The sequence below is a fragment of the Pseudomonas sp. PAMC 29040 genome (genome assembly GCF_003994535.1).
Classification (GTDB): Bacteria; Pseudomonadota; Gammaproteobacteria; order Pseudomonadales; family Pseudomonadaceae; genus Aquipseudomonas; species Aquipseudomonas paraversuta.
In genome coordinates, this window is record NZ_RZAA01000002.1 from 484,649 (window position 1) to 503,148 (window position 18,500).

17 protein-coding genes are annotated in these 18,500 nt (G+C 58.1%); 11 read left to right on the forward strand and 6 right to left on the reverse strand.

Annotated elements, in window-relative coordinates:
• Positions 1 to 96: 96 nt before the first annotated feature.
• Positions 97 to 390 (reverse strand): hypothetical protein, encoded by a 294-nt coding sequence (locus WG29040_RS05110; protein WP_003439243.1) that lies wholly within the window; start codon positions 388 to 390, stop codon positions 97 to 99.
• An 86-nt stretch (positions 391 to 476) separates the two neighbouring features.
• On the opposite strand from WG29040_RS05110, the gene pbpC reads away from it, so the two are divergent.
• Entirely contained in the window at positions 477 to 2,819 is a 2,343-nt protein-coding gene (gene pbpC / locus WG29040_RS05115) for a peptidoglycan glycosyltransferase PbpC (protein WP_127195755.1), read from the forward strand.
• Between the two features lie 497 nt (positions 2,820 to 3,316).
• Here the strand turns inward: pbpC and WG29040_RS05120 are convergent, their stop codons facing one another.
• Positions 3,317 to 3,706: a response regulator gene (locus WG29040_RS05120; protein ID WP_177412923.1), complete on the reverse strand. Its 390-nt coding sequence runs from the start codon at positions 3,704 to 3,706 to the stop codon at positions 3,317 to 3,319.
• Between the two features lie 5 nt (positions 3,707 to 3,711).
• A complete protein-coding gene (locus tag WG29040_RS05125) occupies positions 3,712 to 3,936 on the reverse strand; it encodes a Flp family type IVb pilin (protein ID WP_003439249.1) in 225 nt (74 codons plus the stop codon).
• Positions 3,937 to 4,270: 334 nt separating this feature from the next.
• Here WG29040_RS05125 and cpaB point away from each other — a divergent pair, with 334 nt between their 5' ends.
• The 8 genes from cpaB to WG29040_RS05165 are packed head-to-tail and all read left to right on the forward strand — an operon-like array spanning position 4,271 to position 11,698.
• Complete coding sequence (cpaB, locus tag WG29040_RS05130) at positions 4,271 to 5,206, forward strand: Flp pilus assembly protein CpaB (protein WP_010656224.1); 936 nt, start codon at positions 4,271 to 4,273, stop codon at positions 5,204 to 5,206.
• A 27-nt stretch (positions 5,207 to 5,233) separates the two neighbouring features.
• Entirely contained in the window at positions 5,234 to 6,460 is a 1,227-nt protein-coding gene (locus WG29040_RS05135) for a type II and III secretion system protein family protein (protein ID WP_003439253.1), read from the forward strand.
• Positions 6,457 to 7,656, forward strand: coding sequence for a pilus assembly protein CpaE (locus WG29040_RS05140; protein ID WP_003439255.1), 1,200 nt, complete (start codon positions 6,457 to 6,459; stop codon positions 7,654 to 7,656). The genes WG29040_RS05135 and WG29040_RS05140 overlap by 4 nt, the downstream gene beginning before the upstream one ends.
• Complete coding sequence (locus WG29040_RS05145) at positions 7,653 to 8,927, forward strand: CpaF family protein (RefSeq protein ID WP_003439258.1); 1,275 nt, start codon at positions 7,653 to 7,655, stop codon at positions 8,925 to 8,927. Before WG29040_RS05140 ends, WG29040_RS05145 begins: the two co-directional genes overlap by 4 nt.
• Positions 8,928 to 8,936: 9 nt before the next feature.
• Positions 8,937 to 9,821, forward strand: coding sequence for a type II secretion system F family protein (locus tag WG29040_RS05150; RefSeq protein WP_127195756.1), 885 nt, complete (start codon positions 8,937 to 8,939; stop codon positions 9,819 to 9,821).
• 1 nt (position 9,822) lies between these two features.
• Positions 9,823 to 10,707, forward strand: a complete 885-nt coding sequence (locus tag WG29040_RS05155; RefSeq protein ID WP_003439262.1) for a type II secretion system F family protein — start codon at positions 9,823 to 9,825, stop codon at positions 10,705 to 10,707.
• A gap of 14 nt (positions 10,708 to 10,721) precedes the next feature.
• Positions 10,722 to 11,414, forward strand: coding sequence for a tetratricopeptide repeat protein (locus WG29040_RS05160; RefSeq protein WP_127195757.1), 693 nt, complete (start codon positions 10,722 to 10,724; stop codon positions 11,412 to 11,414).
• A 17-nt stretch (positions 11,415 to 11,431) separates the two neighbouring features.
• Complete coding sequence (locus tag WG29040_RS05165; RefSeq protein ID WP_003439272.1) at positions 11,432 to 11,698, forward strand: DUF3613 domain-containing protein; 267 nt, start codon at positions 11,432 to 11,434, stop codon at positions 11,696 to 11,698.
• 64 nt (positions 11,699 to 11,762) lie between these two features.
• On the opposite strand, the gene WG29040_RS05170 is transcribed toward WG29040_RS05165, so the two are convergent.
• Complete coding sequence (locus tag WG29040_RS05170; RefSeq protein WP_003439273.1) at positions 11,763 to 12,551, reverse strand: response regulator transcription factor; 789 nt, start codon at positions 12,549 to 12,551, stop codon at positions 11,763 to 11,765.
• 108 nt (positions 12,552 to 12,659) lie between these two features.
• Positions 12,660 to 13,142, reverse strand: coding sequence for a prepilin peptidase (locus WG29040_RS05175; RefSeq protein ID WP_127195758.1), 483 nt, complete (start codon positions 13,140 to 13,142; stop codon positions 12,660 to 12,662).
• A 70-nt stretch (positions 13,143 to 13,212) separates the two neighbouring features.
• Between WG29040_RS05175 and WG29040_RS05180 the strand changes: the two genes are divergently transcribed.
• Complete coding sequence (locus tag WG29040_RS05180) at positions 13,213 to 13,656, forward strand: TadE/TadG family type IV pilus assembly protein (protein ID WP_010656221.1); 444 nt, start codon at positions 13,213 to 13,215, stop codon at positions 13,654 to 13,656.
• On the forward strand, positions 13,653 to 16,409 hold the full coding sequence (locus tag WG29040_RS05185) for an ATP-binding protein (protein WP_127195759.1): 2,757 nt from the start codon (positions 13,653 to 13,655) through the stop codon (positions 16,407 to 16,409). The genes WG29040_RS05180 and WG29040_RS05185 overlap by 4 nt, the downstream gene beginning before the upstream one ends.
• A 95-nt stretch (positions 16,410 to 16,504) precedes the next feature.
• Here WG29040_RS05185 and WG29040_RS05190 read toward each other — a convergent pair whose 3' ends face one another.
• Complete coding sequence (locus WG29040_RS05190) at positions 16,505 to 18,490, reverse strand: pilus assembly protein TadG-related protein (protein ID WP_127195769.1); 1,986 nt, start codon at positions 18,488 to 18,490, stop codon at positions 16,505 to 16,507.
• Positions 18,491 to 18,500 lie beyond the last annotated feature (10 nt).

An 18,500-nucleotide genomic window follows, 5' to 3' on the forward strand; every position in this document is an offset into this window, starting at 1 on the left:
AGCCGGTCGACGCTCGATTGCCTCGCGAGCTTTTCAAGATCAAAAGATCGCGAGGCCATCGAGCGTCGACCGGCTGCTCCTACAAGGGTTGGGTACTTAGCTGATAATCCAGCTCAGCACCCACAACCCCAGCAGTAACCAGATCACCCCGGCAATGATCGAGGCACGCATGAACGCGCGTACGGCGCTGTACAAAAACAGCAGGCCGATCACCAGCACGGCAATGCTCACGATCGATGTGTCCATGCCCAGCGCGCGAGCCATGCCGTCGATGAAGTTACTGCCAGCCTGGGTGATGGCAGTGAACAGGCCGTTCAGGCTCTCTACGATAAAACGGACAAAAGTACCTAGCCACAGGCCCAGGTTTCCAACAAAGCTTTCGACGTGCATGGGTATGTCCCGATCAATAAGATGGCAACTGTGCCAGAGATACCCATTGGGCAACCAGTCATGATGCAAAGTTGCGTAGCGAGTGAATGTTAGTGGGTTCTAGAACTGGAAAAATACTGGGCTGGAGCATCGCCAGCGTGGTGCTGGTGTGCGCGTTGCTGTGGCTGGCAGACCGGATCTGGCCGTTGCCCTTGCCTGAAGATGGCCTGGCCCGTGTGGTGCTGGCCGAAGACGGCACGCCCCTGTGGCGTTTTGCCGACGCCGATGGGGTGTGGCGTTACCCGGTGCAGACGGGGGAGGTGTCGGCGTATTACCTCGAGGCGTTGCTGACCTACGAAGACCGCTGGTTTTATCAGCATCCGGGGGTCAATCCGCTGGCGCTGGGCCGCGCCGTCTGGCAAAACCTCAGCGGTGGCCGGGTGTTGTCGGGGGGCAGCACTCTGTCGATGCAAGTGGCACGCCTGCTCGATCCCCATGAGCGCACCTTGCTTGGCAAGTATCGGCAGTTGTGGCGCACGGCACAGCTGGAATGGCATCTGTCCAAGGATCAGATCCTCAATCTGTACCTCAACCGCGCGCCCTTCGGCGGCACGCTGCAAGGGGTGGCCGCGGCCAGTTGGGCTTACCTTGGCAAATCGCCGCAGCAGCTAACGCGCTCCGAGGCGGCGCTGCTGGCGGTGCTGCCCCAGGCGCCCAGCCGGCTGCGTCCCGACCGTCACCCGGGGCGGGCGCAAGTGGCGCGGGACAAGGTACTGCGGCGTCTGGCCGAGTATCAGGTGTGGCCACAGTCGGCGGTCAACGAGGCGCTTGAAGAACCTCTGTTGTTGGCCCCGCGGCTGGAACCGAGTCTGGCCCCGCTGCTGGCACGACGGCTAAACCGGCCCCATAGCCCGCCGCTGATTCGTACCACCATTGACGCCAGTTTGCAGCGTCGCCTTGAAGACTTGCTCCTGGGCTGGCGCGCCCGTTTGCCCGAGCACACCTCGGCCGCCATTGTGGTTGTCGAAACCGGCAACATGGCCGTGCGGGCCTATCTGGGCTCGGTCGATATCAACGATGCGCGACGCTTTGGCCATGTCGACATGATCAGCGCCATGCGCTCGCCAGGCTCCACGCTCAAGCCGTTCCTGTACGGCATGGCGATGGACGCCGGGCTGATTCACTCCGAGTCTCTGTTGCAGGATGTACCCCGGCGTTATGGCGATTACCGGCCGGGCAACTTTTCCATGGGGTTCAGTGGCCCGGTATCGGCCAGCTCGGCGTTAGCCCTGTCGCTGAACCTGCCGGCGGTGCAGTTGCTTGAGGCCTATGGGCCCAAACGCTTTGCCGCAGACATGCGCAACGGCGGCGTGCCGCTGAGCCTGCCGGCGTTGGCCGAGCCCAGTCTGGCGCTGATTCTGGGCGGCGCCGGGAGCCGTCTGGAGGACCTGGTGAGCGGCTATAGCGCACTGGCCCGTGGCGGCAAAAGCGCCCGTCTGCGGTTGCAGCCCCAGGATGAACTGCGCGAGCGGCGCATGCTGTCCCCCGGCTCGGCGTGGATCATCCGGCGCATTCTCAGCGGGCAAGCGCGACCGGATCGCGACCCCCATGCCGAACTGGTACAGCGTCCGTCGCTGGCCTGGAAGACCGGCACCAGCTATGGCTTTCGTGATGCGCTGGCCATTGGGGTCGGGCCGCGTTACTTGATCGGGGTATGGGTCGGGCGTCCGGATGGCACGCCGGTGCCCGGACAGTTTGGCCTGGCGTCGGCGGCGCCATTGATGTTGCAAGTCCACGATGTGCTGAGCAATCGCGACAGCCAGCGCGGCATTGTTACCCCCGTGGAGCCGGTGCCGGATACAGTCGCAGTGGCCGCTATTTGCTGGCCGCAGGGCCAGCCATTGAGCAAAAGGGACCCCGATTGCCGGCGTCAGCGCTTTGCCTGGACCCTGGATCACACCACGCCGCCGACGTTGCTCGCCGCCGATCAGCCGTTGGGCGTGGGGTTGCGGGAGAAAATCTGGGTCGATGCCCGGGGCTTGCGGGTCGGCCCGCAATGCAGCACCGCGCAGATGCGCGAAGTGGCGCTCTGGCCAGCACCGCTTGAGCCTTGGTTGCCCCGCATTGAGCGGCGTGAAGCACGGCTGCCGATGGCCTCGACGCAATGCCCGCCGCCGCCCTTGAGCTCGGTGACAGAGCTGTCGATTGCAGGGGTTCGCGATGGCGACCGGCTGCGACGTCCAGCAGCAAGTCAGGCTGCGCTGCGGCTCAGCGTTTCTGCCCTGGGTGGCGACGGTCGGCGCTGGTGGTTCCTCAATGGCGCACCCTTGGGGGACAGCGAGCATCAGGCGGCGCTCAACACCACACTTGAACACGTGGGCCGTTATGAGCTGAGCGTGCTTGACCAAAGCGGACAAACCGCGCGCGTTGAGTTCAGCGTGGTGCAGTGATGCGAGCAACAAGGGCTGCGGCTATGGGGGAAATACGAGGGGCGGCGGGGCTGTTTATGCAAAACGCCCGAGGTTACAAGATTCGGGAGAATGCCTGGAAGAAGCTAAAGTATATTAAATAGTGTAATAACTTTAGTGAGAAACCCTGTTCGCGGGGCTTTTTATTTTATATATCTTATTTGTTTTCATGCCTGTGTTTGGTTTTGTGGAGTTTGTTATATAAGGCGTTAATACCAAGTGACAGATTGTTTATGAAATCCTGTGGGGTTGTGATGTCTGGATCAATGAAATGTATCTCTGACATCAGAGCAGAGCGCTTTCGAATCCAGGCGTTCCAGGTGCATGGACATTAAATGCCCGCTGACCAGTGGGCAATGCAGCTCACTAGAGTGAGCTGCATTGTCTGTGCTGCAAAGAGTATGAGTGACATACACAAACCGTGGCCAATCAGACAACCACAGATTTTTGGGCAAGGAGCCACAGCAGGCCGCAGCCGGCTAGAGCTTCGGGAAGAGGTTGTCGAGGGTGTCGAGCAGGCGCACGTGGTAGATGGGTTTACGGAACAGATCCAGTACCTGCAAACGTAACAGGTCGCTTACGTCGTCCATGTCGGCATGTCCGGAAATGACAATCACCGGTAAGTGCTGGCGCGAAGTGTGTTCACGCAGACGTTTGATCAGTTCAATACCGCTCTCTTCCGGCATGCGCAGGTCGGTGATGACCAGCGCAATGTCCGGATGTCGGGTCAACTGCAAAAGGGCGAGTTTGACTGATGTTGCGGTATAGCAACAAAAGCCCTCGCCCTCTAGCAGTTCGGTCAACTCCAGCAGTGCATCTTCTTCGTCATCCACTAGGAGAAGCTGTTGGCGGGAAGAAGAAAGACTCACACTCTTTAGCCGGCGACAGAAGTCAGTTCAGTAGAGATAGCCTGGAAGATCGATGTCACTGCCGTTTTGATAGGCGTGACGAAGGTGATGATTGCCACGGCGACCATGCCCGCGATAAGTGCGTATTCAATACCTGAAGCGCCCTCGGTGCGTTGGGCAAATAATTTGACCTGGCGCGCCACGAAAAGTTGGGTCGGCACGTACACTTTCAGAACAGTATTTAAAAACATCTGATATCTCCTTAGTGCACCGATCGGGCACCGCTTAACTTCAAAGTTGCGTGATTTCCATCTGCCAGTACAGCATTGGCAATAAATAACTTTCAAGCAACTGTAAAAAAGCACTAATCATAAAGTATTAATCCAAATGAGAGCGCTGAAAATGTGTGGTAAATCAAACTATTCGCAATTAAATAGAGATTTTTAAAGCCGGTAATGGCATTTTGCTTTGCCTGCGCTACGTTCAAATAGCGAAATGGTTCAAACAGCGTTATTGGGTTCGGCTGCCTGATTGCGAATGATTTATTTTTGACCTGCGGTGTGCAGTTGTAAAGGGAGTTTATTAATGAACAATCGACGCAGTCTGGTATTGGCGGCCATTTTGTTTATCGGTGCCATCGCGGCCGGTTATTGGGGGCTGGTATTGACTCGTCAGCAGCCGGTTGCCGAAGTGCCGGTGACCCAGCTGGTCGAGCAGAAGGTTGCCGCAGTTGAGGATACAACCCGCCAGCCAGTGGTGGTGTTAGCCCGTGATGTTCCCCCCCATGTGGCCTTGACGGCCGAAGATCTGACCCTGGAAAAACTTCAGACTGCGCCCGTTGGCAGCCTGACGTCTATCGATCAGGCTGTGGGCCTTACCCCGTGGCGAGCGCTTGCTGCGGGCACCTGGTTGAGCAAGCAGAGTTTTGAAGTGGGCGGGCCCCTGGCTCGCATGATTCGCCCTGATGAGCGTGCACTGGCCGTGGCCATTGATGAAGTGACCGGCGCGGGAGGGCAGTTAACCCCGGGTGATTACGTCGATATCCTGCTTTTTTTGCGTGAGGACACCGCCAATCCGCAACAGTCCGCGCAAATCGTCCTGCCAGCCGTACGGGTGTTGAGCGTGGGCGATGAGTTGGGCCTGACCAACGATGGCCAACTGGCCAGTCCACCGCTGAATGCCGAAGAAGCCCTCAAGCAAGCGCAACGCCGTGCCACTGCGCGCACCGCGGTGCTGGCGGTTCCAGAACCCTTGATCAATCAACTGATGCTTGCCACTCAGGCAGGCACCTTGCGTCTGGCCGTACGCAGCGCCGAGGAAAAGCGCTTGAGCAAGTACTGGGCAGGGCAGCAGGAGTCGCCCAGCAATATTGAGAACGCCAAGCGCAGCCTGTACCGGTTTAACCAGTTAGCCATGGCCAGCCCGGTGCGAGCACCTGTTGCAGGTAACCCCGTGGCCCAGCGCGAGCGCGGTATTGAAATCATTCGCGGCAGTCAGAACACCCAACGGCCCGCTCAATAAAAATATGATCTGCAAGGGAAGCCCAGCATGAGATACCGTTGCGTTCCGCTGTACAAACGAGCTTTCTGGACGCTGATCTTAAGCAGCCTGCCATTTGAAATGGCACTGGCTGCTTCAAATAATTGCGCTGCACTCGGCCAGTTACCCTCGGTACTGGAAGTGGCCCAGGGGGCCCAGCAAGCGCTGGACTCGCCGGTCAGTATTACCCGTATTGCGGTAGGTGACCCGGCCGTGGCTGATGTGCTCGCCAATGGCAGCAACGCCTTTTTGCTCACCGGTGTTGCGCCGGGAACCACCAGCCTGATGGTCTGGACCGCCTGCTCCAAGGCGCCGCGTCAGAGCATGGTGTTCGTCAAGGGCAAAGCCGCCACCGGCTATACCAGCGCTTCGTTGCCGCCTTCGGCAGATCCGACCCTGCCCAGCCAGGTACAGACCGATATTCGCTTTGTCGAAGTCAATCGCACCAAAATGCAGGAAGCCAGCACCCAGATCTTTGGCATGGGTAAAGACTTTTTGTTTGGCTCGCCCGGTTCGTTTATCTCCAGTGCGGAAAACATCATTACCGGCGGCCCGGTGGCTAACGGCAAGTATTTCAACATCGGCTTCGGCGGTGGCCGGGTCAAGGCGATGATTAACGCGCTGGAGGGCAGCGGTTTTGCCTACACCCTGGCGCGTCCGAGCCTGGTGGCGTTAAGCGGTCAGAGTGCAACCTTCCTCGCGGGTGGCGAAGTGCCTATCCCGGTCCCGAGCAGCGGCAGCGACAACGTGTCGATTGAGTACAAGGAATTCGGTATCCGCCTGACGTTGACCCCGACCGTGGTCGGACGTGACCGCATCATGCTCAAAGTCGCACCCGAAGTGAGTGAGTTGGACTACACCAATGCGGTGAATATCGCCGGCACATTAGTACCGGGTCTTAACGTTCGCCGCACCGACACCAGTATTTCCCTGGCCGATGGCGAGAGCTTTGTGATCAGCGGCCTGATCAGTTCGCGTAACAGTGCCCAAGTGAACAAATTCCCGGGGCTGGGGGATATCCCCATCCTGGGTGCATTTTTCCGCGACTCCAACACCAGCAGTGAAGAAAAAGAACTGTTGATGATTGTGACCCCGCATCTGGTCCAGCCGCTTGCCGTGAATGCGCAATTGCCAGCCATGCCCGGCGAAAAGCTGCGTAACTACGACCCTAACTGGTACCGCCTGTATTTCCTTGAGAACGGTAAATTCAATACCCGTAGCGGGTTGTCACAATGAGCCAAAGCCTGAGCCAGACCTTTCTCGCGCTGACGCGCAGCAATACCGATCTTGAATGGCTGCAGGGCGCCCTGGCGCCACTTGGCCAGGTCGTGGGCGCAGGCACCAGCAGTCTCGATGAGTTGCTGGCATTGATTGATGTCACTTTCGCCGGCCTGGTTTTTGTAGGACTGGACCGCGAGAAAGTCGTGTCTCAGTGCGCCTTGATCGAGGGCCTGCTGGAAGCCAAGCCGATGCTGGCCGTGGTTGCCCTGGGCGATGGCATGGATAACCAGTTGGTGCTCAATGCCATGCGTGCCGGGGCGCGGGACTTTGTTGCCTACGGTTCGCGCTCCAGTGAAGTGGCCGGGCTGGTACGGCGCTTGAGCAAGCGCTTGCCGCCAGTCACTCCGAACACGGAGCTTGGGGGGCTGACCGTACTGTTCAGTGCCCAATGCAATGCCGACGGTGCATTGCTCGCCTGCCACCTGGGGTTGGTGGTGCAAAAGCATGATCAAAAAACCCTGTTCCTCGATCTTGGGGTGCCCCGTGGCGATGGCCTGACGCAGTTGAGCCTTGAGAGCTCGTTTTTCTTTGGGGATGCCCTGCGTCATCTACGCCGCCTGGACAGCACCTTGATCGACAGTGCATTTACCAAAACCCCGGAAGGCTTGCGAATCCTGGTGCACAGCGACAACGACGAGCCTCTGGAGCAGACCAGCGCCGCCGAGTTGTATATGTTGCTCAGCGCCTTGCGGCAGCACTTCCAGCATATCGTGGTCAATCTGACGGGCCAGCCTGACAGCGAAGCACTGCGCACCTTTGTCAGCCATTGCGACAAGTTGCTGTTTTACACCGATCAAAACGTACTCGATTGCCGGCGTAACCTGGAGGTACTGGGTGTCTGGCGCACCAAGGGCATGAAGCTTGAACATGCGGGGTTACTGGTCGACCGCTATATGCGTGGCGTGGCTCCCGATGCCGATGCACTGGCCAAAAGCTTTGGCTTGCCAGTACTGGCCACATTACCGGCGAGTCCCGAATTACGGATCAATGCGAAAAACCAGGGCATCACTCTGTTTGAGCTGGGCCCGCGGGAAGCCCTGAGCCAGGGTCTGCAAAAACTCGGTGAGCGGCTGGCCAGGCGTTCGCAACTGCCGGGCAAGTCACCGGCCAAATCCGCTAGTTGGCTCAACCGCCTGTGGGGGCCGAAATGACCGGGGAACAGTTGTTCGGCTCGGGCCTGTACAAGGACGGGCGTGCGGACCATGACGGTCTGAAGCTGGTACTGCATCGCTATATCATTGATGCCATCGAGGAGACCGGGAAGAACCTGCTGGAAGATTCACGCCAGGTCCTGTCGCAGTTTGTCACCGAGCGGGTCGCTGAATACGTGTTGCGCCTGCATCTGGCCATTTCCCGTTACGAGATGGAACGCCTGGCTGAAGAAATCGTCGACGAACTGACCGGTTTCGGTCCCCTGGAAGTGCTGCTGCGTGACCCGGCGGTGACCGAGATTCTGGTCAACGGACCGCACCGGGTGTTTGTCGAACGCGAGGGGTTGCTCAGTCAAAGTGATCTGCGCTTTATCGACGATCATCACGTCGAGCGGGTGATGCAGCGCATTCTGGCGCCGCTGGGCCGGCGCCTTGACGAGTCCTCGCCGATGGTCGATGCGCGCATGCCTGACGGCAGCCGGGTCAACGCCATCATTCCGCCCATTGCTTTGGACGGCCCTTGCCTGTCGATCCGGAAATTTCGCAAGGACATGCTCAAAAGCAGCGACCTGGTGGCGATGCAGACCATTGATCAGCCGATCTACGAGTTTTTCCAGGAAGCGGTAGGCAAGCGCTGCAACATCTTGATCAGCGGCGGTACCGGCACCGGTAAAACCACGCTGCTCAATATTCTGAGCCAGTTGATCAACCCCCACGAACGTCTGGTCACCATCGAAGACGTGGCGGAGTTGCAGCTCGGCCATCCCCATGTGGTGCGTCTTGAAACCCGGCCGCCAAATGCTGAAGGCCACGGTGAAGTCAAATCCAGCGACCTGATCCGCAACGCCCTGCGGATGCGCCCGGACCGCATCATCCTTGGCGAAATTCGGGGTGTTGAAGTGCTCGACGTACTGACCGCGATGAACACCGGTCACGACGGTTCCATGAGTACTGTGCACGCCAACACCGCACAAGATGCGTTGCTGCGCCTGGAAACCCTGGTGGGTCTCACTGGGCGTACGGTGGCGGAAAAAACCTTGCGTCAGATGATCTGTGCCGCGCTGGACGTGATCATTCAACTGACCCGCATGCCGGATGGCCGGCGCTGCGTCAGTGAGGTACTGGAAGTGGTCGGGGTACGTGACGATGTTTATGTCACCAACACCCTGTTCCGGCTGGATAAACGCACCGGTTTTGGCTTTATGCGCGAAGCCTTGAACCCGGCAGGTGACAAATTGCGTCGTGACCCCATTTTGAATGCAAACGGCTGAGGCGCGCCCATGATCCCGGCCTTGATACTTTTTCTGATCAGCTTTTTGATGTTCGTGATGTCATTGACGCTGGTCTACCGCGCATTGCGAGACCCGGCAACCAACAGGGTGCTGGACCGCTTGGGTGAGGGCCAGCCGCGACCGCTGGAAACACCTCTGAGTGTGGCATGGCTGGACCGGGCCTTTTTGCAGGCCGGTATGGGCCGTCCTTCGGAACGTCTGGGGTTGTGGTTGGCGATATGGGGCGCTGTCGCAGTGTTGGCCGGGCTGATGGGCGGCTGGGGGTTTTTCCTCCTGTTGCTGCTGCTGCCGCCGTTGCTTTTAAAACTCTATGTCAGCTGGCGATACCACCGTCGGGTGCGGCGCATGGTCGAACAATTGCCGCAGTTACTTGATCACTGTGTGCGCAGCCTGAAGGCGGGCCGCACCTTGTCCGATGCGGTGCTGCACGCGATTGAGGCGTCGAATGATCCGCTTAAAAGCGCCATCAGCCGGGTGGCGCGCAACGTGCACCTGGGGGTGAGTCTGCCCGATGCGGTGGAGGATTTTGCCGAGCTGTATGAACGCAATGAATTTCGCATGTTTGCCCTCGGATTGAAGGTCAACCATCGCTACGGCGGCAGCGCCAGTGAGTTGCTGGAAAACCTGATTGTGCTGATTCGTGAGCGTGAACAAGGTGCCCGTAAACTCAAGGCCCTGACCGGTGAAACCCGCATCACGGCAGTGGTTCTGGCGGTGTTGCCACTGTTGGTGGGGGGCTATTTCATGATCACCAACCCCAGTTACCTGACCAAGGTGTGGCAGGATCCGAGCGGTCAGCACATGCTGCTCACCGCCTTTGCAATGCAGGCTATCGGTAGCCTGGGACTGTGGCGCATGGTGCGGAGCGTATGACATGGCCTTGCTGATTTGTTTGATTTTATTGATCGGCGCTCTGGGGCTGGTAATTAACCATGTGATCCAGGAGCGGCTGAGCCAGCAGCGGGTGATGCAGCGTCTGGAGGGTGACAGGACCGGTCCCGGCAAACTCAGCCTGTGGATGCGGGCAGTGGGCAGCAGCAAGTTTGGCCAGCGCTCGGTTTCGATGGACAGCGAAACCCAGGTCCTGCTCAACCGCGTGGGCTGGCGCACCGCCAGCCAGCGGTCATTGTTTGCCGCGTTCCAGATCGGTACTCCGGTTGCCTTTGCCGGGCTGATCTTTCTGGGGCATGAATTGTTCTTTCCCGGTTCGGGAAATCTGATGCTTGTACTGCTGTTTGCGCTTGCCCTGGGGTATCTGATTCCCAAGCGAATGTTGGCCTACGTGGCGAAAAAGCGGCAGCAAGAAGTGGCGGTGGAGGTTTCAACCTTCATTCCGTTACTGCGCATCCTGTTTGAATCCGGCATGGCAGTCGAGCAGGCGCTGCGGGTGTTGAGCCTGGAGGGGCGGCAATTGCTGCCGGTGCTTACTGCAGAGTTGCGGGTGATGCTGGCCAGGGTGGACTCGGGCCTGGAGTTGAGCCAGGAGCTCAACAAAACCGCAGCCTTGCTGGATGTGGACGAATTCAACGACACCTGCGTGATCCTGCAGCAATTGATTCAACAGGGCGGCGGCGCGATGAAATCGTTGCAGGCGCTTAAAGAGCTGCTCGATGACCGGCGCATGACGAGTCTGGAGGAATACATCTCGAAAATGTCGGCCAAGATGTCGGTGGTCATGATGGTGTTTCTGTTTCCGGCGCTGATGATTGTATTGGCCGGGCCGAGTTTGATGGCTATCGCAAGGGCCTTTACCTCTTGATCAGGAGTATGAGTATGAAAGCTGTCATTGCCGCGTGTGCGCTGCTGATGTTGGGCGGTTGTGCGACAGGGGGGCAGGGTAATTCGCCGTGGTCGAGTCTGACCGGCAGCAGTTGCGCCAAGTTGAGTGATGATCAGGAACTGTCGATGAGCCTGGCCGACGACATGGCCAAGGAGGGCAAGCTGCACGCCAGCCTGGCCAATCTGCAAGGTCTGCCGGAGCGTTACGCCCAGGTGCAACTGCGCAAGGCCAGAATCTACCGGCAACTGGGTCGCAGTGAAGCCGAGCCTTTGTATCGCGGGCTGCTGGGCTCCTGTCTGGCCGCCGAAGGTGAGCATGGCCTGGGTCAGCTGGCAGCAGGGCGGGGTGATAACGCGCTGGCGACCACTTATCTGGAGCGTGCGGCACGCATGGCACCGACCGATGACAAGGTGCGTAACGATCTGGGGGTGGTGTATCTCAATCAACTGCGCCTAGACGAAGCGCGCTTTGAGTTTTTGACTGCTCTGGAGCTCAAGCAGACGGATTCGCTGGCGGCGCTGAACCTGGTGACCTTGCTGATTTATCAGGATCAGTGGAACCAGGCCGCAGAACTTGCGAACCGTGCCGAATTGACCCCTGCGCAAGTGGGTGATGCCCAGGCCAGGGCGCAAGCCCTGAAAACCCAAGCCAAGACAGCCAGCAATCAAGTGGCTGCGATCAAATAATGCGTTGGAGGTGTGCCATGAGTCTTTATATTCGAGTCGGTGTGTTGTTGGCCGTGCTGCCGCTTGGCGCCTTTGCCATCGGGCCGGGACCTGTGTCCAGAGCCCAGCAGGACACCGAAAACTGGCTGCAGCTTCAGGTCAGTGGCCGGGCCCAGTCACCGATCCCCCAGACAGCCACCCCGCAAGAGCGCGAGCTCAGCCTGCAACGCTGGCTGGACAGCTACACCCACCCTATTCCTGAGTATTACAAACAGGATGAAGGCGGTAGCGGCAAGTCGGATTGATCAATGTGGTTCAGGCCCCTGTTCCATCCAGTGCGGGACAGGGGGGCATAGCCTGGATAACTGATCAGCCGTCAACCATCTGCCGATGGTGTTGGCCGGAGGAGTTGGGGGACAGGGCAAGGGCCAGCTGGGTGCGGTTGTTCATGTGGGTCAGGCGCAGCACTTGCGACACGTAGAGTTTTACGGTGTTTTCGGTAATGCCCAGATCACAGGCGATCTGGTAGTTGGTCTGGCCTTTGCTCACCAGCTTGGCAACGTCCAGTTGGCGTGGCGACAGTTGTTTGAAAATGGAGGGGATCTGAACCCCGGAACTGTCGCCCGAAGATGGAGACGTTATTTGGGAGGGGCGGCGAGCTGCTGCCATATCTTGATAGAGGTCGTCGATGGACTCGGCCAGATATTGCAACTTCTGGTTCAGATGCCCCAACTGGTAACTCTTGTGCTGTTCGCGAAGAATTTCTTCCTGACGCTGAATACCTTCAAGTAACTCACTTAGATCGACGGGCTTTTGATAGTAATCGGCGATGCCAATACGCAGCGCTTTGATCACGTCTTTTTTATCTGAACGACCAGTCAATAAAATGCTTTCAAAGGCGCGCTGTTTTCCGGCAACTTTTTGCAAGTGTTGAGTGAGTTCGATTCCATCCATGTCGGGCATGTGCAAGTCGCACAGCACCAGGTTGATATTCGAGTCGGCGGTGAAAGCACTTATGGCATCACGACTGGATTGGCAAGGTACGCAACCATAGCCGCTGCTTTCCAGGAACTCGCATAGCTCTTCGACAATTAATGGTTCATCATCGACGACGAGTATTTTTATTTTGAACGTTGGTGTTTTCACACGGTTCTCCATCCTGGTAAACCAATCATGGACATCTTGCAGCGACATCTTGGGCACCCGCTTGAGGTGTCTGGTTTAAACGTAGACCTACTTTACGACTATGTACAAGGTGTTAATCCCTCAAACTGACGATGGCAGTAACATCACTGTCAGGGTGAAACCACCTAACAAGAAGGGTGCGTACGGAAGTTTTTTTGACAGTGCGGTTTTGTCGTTATTGGCGTCTGACTTAAATCGTTGATTCACAACAGGCAGAATTTTTGACGCTAGCAGCCACCACAGGGCAGTACATAAACTGGCGCCGATCACGGTACCTAAAATTGTCAGACGGTCGGTTGCCAGTGCCAGGGCAATCAGCAGCTTTACATCACCGGCGCCCAGCTTGTTCAGGGCATAGCCGGGAAGTGTCAGTAACAAAGCGATCAATAGCGCCCAGCCGCCTTCACCGGCGCTGGCGCCAAGCCAGGTGCTACCCGTCCAGAGCAGATACAACAACGCCAGCGCCGCACCCCCAAAGGTCAGGATATTGGCAATCTGGCGCTGGATAAGGTCTTGGGTGGCGCAGGCGAAGAACCAAACAAACACAACGGATAAATGGATCACGTAATTAACATCCCTTTTTACCAATGATTCTATGATGATATTACTTTAGATTGACAGGGTGGACGCAGTCATGAAAACAGGCCTTCCTAAAAAACAAAAAGGCGCCGCTGCCATTGAGTTCGCGCTGGTATTTGTTGTTTTTTTTGCGGTGCTTTATGGCGTACTAAGTTACAGCTTGCCGTTGTTGCTGATGCAGTCATTCAATAACGCCACCGCCGAGGCGGTGCGCCGCAGTGTGGCGGTCGATCCTTCGCTGACGGCGGCGACTTATAAATCCACAGTTGAGGCATTGGCCACCAGCGTGCTGAACGACAAACTGAGCTGGGTCCCTAAAACCGTGGCTACAAGCCTGGTCAAAACTGCAACTTATGACGCCACCAAAGGGGTACTGACTGCGACTGTCAGTCTGCCGTCCGTTGCGTTGCGCAGCATCATGCCGGTACTTAAATTTGGAACTATTACCGTACCTGATCTGCCGAGCTCCTTGACGGTGACATCGAGTATGAAATTTTGATTCACGGTGAACGATTCTTCGGGCGCCTGCTCGGCGGCTTCGGCGAGCAGGCGCCCGAATCCCCTGGCCTGCAGTGGCGAACCGATGCTGGCATACAGCTGGTGCTCGATCCGCAGGGGCGGGTGATTGACGCCCATGGTCTGCAGCGCTTTGGCCTGGGGCTGGCTACAGGTGAAGGAACGCCGCGTCTGTTGCTGGACTATCTGGTGCCGGGCAGCACTCAGGCCCTTGAAGGTGTGCCGGCAGACTGGACCGGGCACAGCCTTGATCTGGACTTTCAAGGGCCGGGCCTGAACGTGCTGAACACCCGGGGCTGGGTGCAGCCCCAGGGCGATCACTGGCTGTTGCAGTTGCTGGATATCAGCGATTTACGGCGCCACAGTCAGCAAGCCGGCAGCCGCGAACAATGCATGCAACTGGCCCTCAGCATCACTCAGCAGCTGCGCCAGTGCAGCGCTGCCCGCCTGCCTGAAGTGATCCATGAAGCCCTGCGGTGTGTGGCCCAGCAGTGGCGTGTGCCCTGCGTGGCGCTGGCCGTGCGCAGTGATACCGCCCTCGGCTGGCGTCTTTACAGTGCTTATCACGCTTTTGATGCGCCGCTGTTGTGGACGTCCGGGCAGACCGTTGGCGAGGTTCTCGATGATCTTGACGCAACAGCGCCCCGGCACATAAATGCGGATCTTGAGAGGAGCCGTACCCCTTTGCTCAACAGCCTGTTTGGCAATGCCGACGGTTTGTTGGTGCCATACCGTGATCAACGCGGGCAGTCTGTTTGGTTGCTGCTGGGTTTTTACCCGGCGGCGCAGCAGCGCCGGTTGATGAGTGACAGCGACTGGTTGCTGGTGTGTGCGGCGATGGCCGGGCCTTTGCAGGACCGTCTGCGCGATCAGCAGCACACTGCGCAACAGGAGCGCATGGTCGCGCTGCAAGAGCTGCTGGGTACGGGCTGGTGGGAGTGGTTGCAGCCTTCCCGGCAGATTCAGCTGGCAGCACAATTGAGCGCCAGTCTGTTGCCCGAGCTGGAGCCTGCGGCATTGACCCGCGAGGCGTGGCTGGCGCTGTTTCACCCAGCGGACCGGGATGAAATCAGCAGCGGTTTCAATGCGCTGCTGGAGCACGGCAAAGCATTGCTGTTGTGCGCGCGGGTGCATCAACCCCAGGGCGGGCAGCCTGCGCGGTGGTACCGGATACAGGGCCAGGTGCTGGGGGCTGGCGCAGGTCGGCGCATAGTGGGTTACATGCTCGATATCAGCGACATTAAAAACCAGCAACTGCAAGCCGCTGCCGCCCATGCGCGACTGGACAACCTGATTGCCAGCTCGCCCGCGGTGATTTACGTACAGCGCTACGACGAAGGCGCCTTGCTCCCCGCTTTCTTCAGCGACAGCTTGCAGCCTTTGCTGGGCTGGAGTCTGGACGACTGCGCAGGCGGCGCCTTGATCGAGAAGATTCACCCCGACGACCGCGAGCAGTATTTTGAACGTACCCGCCAGCTGCTGCGCCAAGGCAGCAGCCGCAGCCGCTATCGCCTGCGCGACCGCAGTGGCGAGTATCACTGGTTGCTGGATGAGGCCAAACTATTACGCGATGACCTGGGGCTGCCCGTCGAGGCGGTGGGTTTATGGCTGGATATCACCGAGACCACCGAAGCGGCCGATCGGGTCAAGCACAGCGAGGAGCGTTACCGGATACTGGTCGAAGATTCCCCGGCGATGATTTGCCGCTACTTGCCGGACCTGACCCTGACTTTCGGCAACCGGCCACTGGCCACTTATCTGGAATGCACCCCGGAGCAATTGCCGGGGATCAGCCTGGGGGATTGGCTCTCATCGGAGCAGCGTCAGTTGTTTGCCCGGCGGATTGCCAGCTTGAGCCCGGAGTTTCCGGTCAGCACGGCTGAAATCAGCCTGCAACTGCCCGGGCGTGAACACGCGTGGTGGGTCTGGTCGGATCGCGGGGTGTTCGATGCCCAGGGCCAGTTGCTCGAAATCCAGGCGGTAGGTCGCGACAACACCGAAGTACGGCGCTCGCAACAGCAACTGACCCATGGCGCGAAGATGGCCACCCTCGGCGAAATGGCCACCGGCCTGGCCCATGAGATCAACCAGCCGCTGAATGTGATGCGCATGGCGATCGTCAACGTGCTCAAGCGCCTGGGTAACGGCGATGTGCAGATTGATTACCTGACGGAAAAACTCACCCGCATCGATTCGCAAATCCAGCGTGCTGCGCGGGTGGTGGACCATATGCGGGTATTCGGCCGGCGCTCCGAAATCGAGCAGCAAGTATTCAACCCGGTGCAGGCACTGGAAGGCACTTTGGCCCTGCTGGGCGAAGGCCTGCGTAGCAAAGGGGTCGAAGTTCGCACTGAAGAGCTGGTGTGTAGCGTGCAGGTGCGCGGCCACGCTGATCAGCTGGAGCAAGTGCTGATCAACCTGCTGGTCAATGGGCGTGACGCCTTGTTGAGCAAACGCGAGACGGACCACGACTTCCAGCCCCTGATAACCCTGAGCGCCGAAGCAGACAGCAGCCATGTACGCCTTTGGGTCCAGGATAACGGCGACGGTATCGACCCGCGTTTGCTGGAGCGCATCTTCGAACCGTTCTTTACCACCAAGCCCGTCGGCATTGGCACTGGCCTGGGCTTGTCGGTGAGCTACGGCATTATCGACAACATGGGCGGGCGGTTGAGCGTGAGCAACAGCGCAACCGGGGCCCGGTTTTGCGTAGAGTTGCCGGTGTCAGAAGGCTAGAGGCCAGCCGCCGCTGACGAGGTGTGACAGAAGATGTGATGGGCTTGGTTGCCCATCGCATCTTTGTTTCCCGTAGCGGCTACAGGTGTTGCGGGTCAGAGCACCAGTTGGGCGCGTCCGCCCTGGCCGCAGGAGAGGTTGGCGCCAATGTCGACCTTGTCGATGGTTATCCCCAGCACATTAAGGATGTTGTTTAAAAGCGGGTCGACAATCGGGCTAAGCAAAGTACCGATGATATTACTGATGGCCGTAATTAAACCGTTCAATATATTGCCGATACCCACGAGCAGATTGCCCAGGGCGCTGGTGCCTGTGGGTTTATAGACCGCCAGCTTTATACCTTGCAGCGTGGTTTTAAGCGTGCCCACCAGATCTTTTGCTTCTACGGTGAAAAAAAGCGGCTCCTGTTTTACTTCGGGTGGTTGATTGTAAGTATGGGTCTGGTAGGGAGCGGTAAGGCTGCCAATACTGGTGTCTACCATTAGACCAATCCCGCCACCATAAAAAGGTACCCGGGTTTTAGGGTCGCATACTTTGAATAGAACCAGCCCCGAGCAGGTGACGGAACCAATATCAACGATGGGCAATGGCTTGATGGTGACATCGCCGGTTGAAGAGAAGGCATTGGTCATGTCAATACTTCCGAACTTGACCTTTACCAGGGCTGCATTGTTCGCGACAGTCAGGCTTTTTGTGGTCGTACTGGGGCATGAGTAATCAGTGACATAGGAGTTGGCGCTGGCGAGCTCAAGGATAATGTCGATCTTGGAGGCAGGAAGTACTTTGAGGTCGGTTTGCTTGCAAGGAAGTATCACCAGGCACAGGACCGACTCAAGGGTGGCAGCCAGATTGAGGCTTAGTAAACTGTTCAGCGTATTGGTCAGGGGGCCGACCAGGTTATTGAGAACGTACGCGACTGCCGGGGTATCGAGCACTGGCAGGCTGATGCTTACCCCCGCCCGCAGTTGTGCAGTACGCACGTAGATCCGGGACGCAGGATCGGTAGGGTTGGCCTTGGCCTTTGCCGGATCACCAATGGCTGAAAGCTGAGGTGGCTCGATGACTTTTAATTTCACCACGCCATTGATCACGCCCGGAACGTTCAGCGGGACGGTAGCCACTACGCCATTATTGATGTTGGCGAGCTGGACAAAAGCCTCTACTAACTGGAAGACATTCAAGTTGGTGTCCAGCCCCGCGCCACTTGTACCCGTTTGCAGTTTCAATATATCGGCCAGTTTGACCTGAATACTGCCCACCGCAGCTTTAAGTCCGAGGAGCCCGTCAACGGCCACACTGGTGGTATTGCCATTAAGCGTCAGCACTTTAATGGCCGTGTCGATAAGTTTTGTGAGTTGTATTTTAGTGTTCAAGACATCGGTATAACTGCCGGCATTGATGTTTAAATCAATGGCTAACTGATCCAGATAACTCAGCAAGTTGATCTTGCTGTCGACCAGACCTTGCCAGCCCGCAGCGCTTAGATTGAGCGAGCCTCCCAGCAGCCCGCCCCATAGTGCGTTAAGTACCTGGGATTTTGCAGAGTCAATGTTAACGGCAGTGCTGCGAATCGTAAGTTGAGCCAGTAACCCCTTTGGTGCAGCCCCCACTGCACTCGCAGTTAAATGGGTATCGAAATTAAACTTGCCCGTGGAAAACATGCTCCACAACCCGCCGGCGACACTGGTGGGGACGGTGGTGGTGGCGATAACGCGGATGGCCTCGGTTTGGCTGTTGTCTGCCTTGAAAGTGCGCAGGTTGTCGCTTCCCGTCACCAGGGTGCCGCAGGTGGTGCTTACTTGCTGAACAGCCCCGGGTATAAAGCTGTTGCGGGTTGCACTGTCCTTGGCGTAGGTCAGTGCGGTACCGGTTACGCACGAGCCTCCCCGGCTGATTGTCTCCAGCACCGCCATGTCCGCCACCCGTTGCAATTTGCGTTGCTCCAGGTAAAGCCGTCCGCTGTCGACCACCAACAACATGAAAATCAGCACCATGCCGAGGACGACTACGGCCATCAAGCCGATTGCGCCGCGCTGCTGTCGGGGGCCAGAAAAACGGATACCACTTAGACGGGGAGACATCGAGCACTCC